Raw genomic sequence first — 5,256 nt, 5'->3', positions numbered from 1 at the left:
TTTCGCTGGACCGGCGGCGCCTTCTGGACCGGAGGCGCCTGCGGGACCGGCGGCGCCTTCTGAGTCGGCTGCACCTGCTGCGCCCGGACGGCCGGCACGATCGCCAGAAACGCCGCCAGCCCCAGAATCGGACGCCACCGGAATGGGCTCACAACGCCTCCCTCGTTTACAGGATTTCCTTCAGGCGTCCGCCCTTGGGCACGCCCTCCGCGGCGGCGGGCGTCACGCGGACGTCCAGGCCCTGGGGATGAGGCAACTTCGCATCGGTTTCGATGCCGAGCAGTTCGTACATGCTGGCGATGAGGTCGCACGGATACACGGGCCTCTCCTTCACCTCTTCGCCCTTGGCATCCGACGCCCCGACGACGCGGCCGCCCTTGAATCCGCCGCCGGCGACGACGGCGGAGAAGACCTTGCCGTAATGTCCGCGCCCGCCGCCCCAGGGCGCTTCCCACTGGACCTTGGGCGTTCGTCCGAATTCGCCGCTCCACCACACGATGGTGCTCTCCAGCAGGCCGCGCTCCGACAAGTCTTCGAGCAGGGTCGCCATGCCTTTATCCAGTTCCGGGAGTTTTCGGCGCATGGCCTGGAAATGCTGCTTATGCGTGTCCCAGCCCTTGGAGTTGATGGTGACGTAGGGGACCCCGCGTTCCACCAGACGCCGCGCCACCAAGCAGGCCTGCCCGAACGTGTTCTGGCCGTAGCGCTCCCTCAACTCAACCGTCTCCTGCCCCAGATCGAACACCTTGCCCGCATCGCCCAGAATCAGATCGTACGCCTGTTCTTCAGCCTGCCGGGAGGCGGCCAACTGCGGATCGTCGGCCAGGGCGTGCTCCAGCGTGTTCAGTTTGTGGAGCAATTCGCGCCGGTCCCGCTGCCGCTGGTCGGAGATGCCTTGGGCGACGACGCCTTCCACGACGAACGGCGTCTTCGCCGGGTCGCCGCCCGTGGCAAAGGGCTTGTAGCGCGACCCCAGAAACCCTGCTTCGGAAAAGCGGCCCTGCGACTCGGTCAACACGATGTAGGGCGGAATCAGTCCGCGGTATCCGGCGTTGGTGCCCTTGAACAGCGAGACCACGGCGCCGACGCTCGGATAGACATCCCGGCCGCCGGGCGTTCGTCCGGTTTGAACTATGTAAGACGCCGTTTCATGGGCGTTCACCCCGTGCGTCATGCTGCGGATGATGGAATACTTGTCGGCCTGCTTCGCCAGCAGCGGAAGCAGTTCGCCGATTTGGATCCCGTCCACGTTGGTGGGAATCGGATGGTTCAACGGGCCGCAGTAGTCGTTGCCCGCGTCCGGTTTCGGATCGAAGGTGTCGAGGTGCGGTGGGCCGCCCCACATCCAGATCTGGATGACGGCCTTGGCCTTGGCCGGCGGCGTCAAGGGCGCGGCCCGGGCGTAACGCCCCACGCGGTCGGCCAGCACGAGGCCGGCCGCGCCGAAGAAGCCGAGACGCATCGCCTCGCGCCGGGAGATCGGTTTGCCGCCCATGCCGCAGAGGCCGTCCGGATTGCGCTGTGCGTCCATGTTTTCGCCCCACTATGTGTTCTCAGTGCCGGTAAAGAAACTCGGCGCTGTTGATCAAAGCCCAGGCGAGATCCAGCAGGCCCTCACGCCCTTTCGCCGGGCCGGACGGGTGATACCCTTCCACGATCTTCAACTCCTCTTCCGTCGGGAACCGCGAGAGAATCGTCAGGTAAACCTCGGTTACGACCTCTCGCGAACCTTTCCCGGATTGCAGGAGGGACCGAATCCAGGGGCCCTGCTCCAACTTGCGCTGCACGTGGCTCGAATTCAGGAGGTGCAGCCGCTGGTCGGCCGTGGGGCGGTTATTGCGCTCCGATTCCAGGCCCGTGTCGCGCGGCGGGCGCCCGAACATCTCGAGGAAGGAACTCGTGATGCTTCCGTCCGGCAGCGCAATGGCCCGCTGGTCTTCCGGGATGAAGGTGAAAGGCTCCGGAATGGCGCTGGAGTACGCCTCCGTTGTGCCGGTGATCTGGCACAGGGCGTCGATCAGCACCTCCGCCTCCAGGCGGCGCAGGGGATAATGCGCGAAAAGGGCCTCGCCCCCGGGATCCGGAGTATTTGAAATGCAGGACAGTTGATACGTTTGCGCGTTCAGGATCCGGCGGTAGATGTGCTTCAGGTCGTAGTGGTTCGCGATCAATTCCCGTTCCAGGTAGGCCAGCAATTGGGGATGGCTGGGCGGATTGTCCGGACGGATGTCGTCCGGCTCCTGAATGATGCCGCGCCCCAGCAGCCAGGACCAGATGCGGTTCACAATGTTGCGCGCGAACCAGGGATTCTCCGGCTTCATCAGCCAATCGGCAAAGAGTTCCCGCGGATCCTGGTCCGGCGCCAGCCGGGCCGGCGTCCCGTCCGGGAAACACGCCGACGGAGACGCCGCGCCGCCCGTCTTGCCGGAGTCGAAAAAAACGATTTCCTCTTTCCACTCCGCCGTCGCCTTGTAGCCGACCTGCGAGAAAAAAGCCGCCATGCCCGACAATTGCTCTTTCGGCCAGTTCTCGGCGCGCGTTCCCATGAACGTCAGGGCCGCCGCCTGGGCAAGGGCCTGCGGTTCCTTGCTTTGCACGGCGCGGTAGAAGTTGGCCTGGGGCACACGGAAATTGCTGCCGCTCGCCGTAAGCATCTCGCGGACGAACCTGTCGTAAGGCTTGTTTTCCTTGATGCAGGTCCGAATCCAGTGGCGATACGCCTGCGCCGCGTTGGGCCACAGATTGACGGGGAACTCCGCTTTCACCCGCAGCAGTTCGCTCCACTTCATCGCCCAGTAATCCACAAACTCCTCGCGGTCCAACAGGCGATCGATCAAGGCGCGGCGTTTGTCCGGGGCACGGTCCAGCAGAAAGTCTTTCGCCTCTTGTGCGGTGGGCAGCGTGCCGAGGACATCCAGATAAACGCGCCGGACAAACACCGCGTCCGGGCAGAGATTGGCCGGCCGAATGTCCAACTCCTTCAACCGGCCGAAAATCCGTTTGTCGATCTCGCTTTCCGGCGCCAGGACCTCGGGGCCTTCGAAGGGACTCATCGCCGCTCTCGGCGCCGCGGTTTCGGCCGCAGCGCCCTGGGCCACGAGGAGAACGAACACAAAAATCACTGACGCCTTCATCATGCCTTTTGGGTCCGCAGTCGCCTCGGAACGCGCGAGCGAAAAAGCCCCTCTCTGATACGAACCCCGCGGAACACCCGCGGCCACGCACATTCCAACACGCGGCAGCGCCGTGGCAAGCGCCCGGGGAGCCTACGTCTCCGAGCCGTTGCCGCCCGCACGCTTCGTCCGGAAAAAATCCGACAGCACCGCCCCGCACTCCGCCGCCAGGACGCCTTTGGTCACCTCGACCTTGTGATTGAGCCGCGGCTCGTCGAGCAGCCGAAACACCGACTCTACGGCCCCCGCCTTCGGGTCCGTCGCCCCATAGACGAGGCGGTCGATCCGCCCGAGGACCATCGCCCCCGCGCACATGGCGCACGGCTCGAGGGTAACGTAGAGCGTGCAGCCGCCGAGGCGCCACGTCTCGAGCGCCCCGGCCGCCTGCGTCAGCGCGATCATCTCCGCATGGGCCGTCGGATCCCGCAATGTCTCGCGCTGATTGTGCGCGCGGCCGATGATGCGGTCCTCGTGAACGACGACGCAGCCGACCGGAACCTCGTCGGCCTCGAGCGCGGCCCGGGCGGCACGCAAGGCTTCCTGCATCCAGCGTTCATCCTTATCCGGCATGGCCCCATTTAATCACACGGCCCTCGGGCCTGTCAATCCGCCCCTCGCCGACGGGGCCGAAGGCGAACAGTTGCAGCGGGCGCGGGCCGCCTTATAATCGGACTTGTCCGGGCCAGCAGAAGGAGGCGACGTTGACGGCCGCCCTGTTCCGTGCCCCCGAAAGGTTTCTCTTCGGCATCGGCGCCATCGAGTCGCTCGGCGAGGAGGCCCTGCGCTTCGGCCGCCGCTCGCTCCTCGTAACCGGTCGGCGGGCTATGGCAAAGGCCGGCATCACGGACCGCTGCCTCGCGATCCTCCGGAAGGCAGGCATCGAGGCCGATCTGTTCGACGAGGTCGAACCGGAGCCCGATGTCGCCGCCGTGGACCGCTGCCGTCAGGCCATCCGCCGGCATCGGGCCGACGTGGTCATCGGCCTGGGGGGCGGCAGCGCGATGGACGTCGCCAAGGTCGCTGCCGGCCTCGCCCACGAAGAGGAGCCGACCCGCGCCTTTCACACCGGCCGGACGCCCGCGAGCCGGGGCCTCGCGATGATCGCCGTCCCGACGACCGCCGGCACGGGAAGCGAGATGACGAACAACGGCGTCCTCAGCGACCGCGCGCGGGGCTTCAAGGCGAGCATCCGCGACGATTCGTTCGTACCAGCCGTCGCCCTCGTGGACCCGGAACTGACGCTGCCCTGCCCGCCTTTCGTGACGGCCGCGAGCGGCGTCGATGCGCTCGTGCAGGCCGTCGAATCGTACCTGTCGCGCCACGCGACGCCGATGACGGAGGCCCTCTCGCTGCGGGCCGTCGAGGAACTCGCCGCCGCCCTGCCCGGCGTCGTGCATCGCGGCGACGACCTCGCGCTCAGGACGCGCGCCGCCTGGGGAAGCGCGATGGCCGGCCTCGCGCTCTCCAACGCGCGGCTGGGCGTCATCCACGGGATGGCGCACCCGATCGGGGTCCGCTTCGCCGTGCCACACGGCCTGGTGTGCGGCGTGCTTCTGCCGGCGGCGCTGGAGTTCGTCCGCCCGGCAGCGCCGGAGAAGTTCGGCCACCTGGCGAGACTCCTGGGCGACGACCCGGCGGCGTACGCGCGCGAACTTTTGTCGGCGTGCGACTTGCCGGCGCGGCTCACCGAATACGGTCTGCGCGCCGACGCGTTCGACGCGATTGCCGAGGAAAGCCTCGCGAGCGGTTCGACCCAGGCGACGCCTCGGGCCGTGACGAAACAAGACATCCTCGCCCTTCTGCGGGCCGTCGCGTAGTGTAACCGGGTTCGCCGCGGGGCTTGCCCCGCGTCCCGGCGCGCCGGGATCAGCGCCCCGCAAGCGGGGCGGCGAACCCGCCGTGCACAAGGGGCAAGTGGCGCTGCAGGGTTGGAGGATTGATGCGGCATGGAAGAGCCGGCTGCGACGCGCGACGAAATCCGCGCCTTCGACCGCTACGCGATCGAGGCGCTCGGCCTGCCGGGCATCGTCCTGATGGAGAATGCCGGCCGGCAGATCGCCGAGGCGGCCCGCGCGATGCTCGC

4 protein-coding genes are annotated in these 5,256 nt (G+C 67.2%); 1 reads left to right on the top strand and 3 read right to left on the bottom strand.

Annotated features, from left to right (window positions below; genetic code table 11):
- Positions 1-166: 166 nt before the first annotated feature.
- The 3 genes from NTX40_03820 to tadA form a co-directional block, all read right to left on the bottom strand.
- Positions 167-1,531 carry a DUF1501 domain-containing protein gene (locus NTX40_03820; GenBank protein MCX5648214.1) on the bottom strand — a complete coding sequence of 455 codons (1,365 nt, stop codon included), beginning with the start codon at positions 1,529-1,531 and terminating at the stop codon, positions 167-169.
- Between the two features lie 22 nt (positions 1,532-1,553).
- A complete protein-coding gene (locus tag NTX40_03815; protein ID MCX5648213.1) occupies positions 1,554-3,137 on the bottom strand; it encodes a DUF1553 domain-containing protein in 1,584 nt (527 codons plus the stop codon).
- A gap of 129 nt (positions 3,138-3,266) precedes the next feature.
- Positions 3,267-3,743 (bottom strand): tRNA adenosine(34) deaminase TadA, encoded by a 477-nt coding sequence (gene tadA, locus NTX40_03810; GenBank protein MCX5648212.1) that lies wholly within the window; start codon positions 3,741-3,743, stop codon positions 3,267-3,269.
- A gap of 131 nt (positions 3,744-3,874) precedes the next feature.
- Here tadA and NTX40_03805 point away from each other — a divergent pair, with 131 nt between their 5' ends.
- A complete protein-coding gene (locus NTX40_03805) occupies positions 3,875-4,990 on the top strand; it encodes an iron-containing alcohol dehydrogenase (GenBank protein ID MCX5648211.1) in 1,116 nt (371 codons plus the stop codon).
- Positions 4,991-5,256 lie beyond the last annotated feature (266 nt).

This window comes from Planctomycetota bacterium, from assembly GCA_026387035.1.
In the GTDB taxonomy this organism is placed as follows: domain Bacteria; phylum Planctomycetota; class Phycisphaerae; order FEN-1346; family FEN-1346; genus JAPLMM01.
Note: the sequence above shows the minus strand (reverse complement) of the source record. Positions and strands in the feature narration are given on the sequence as shown.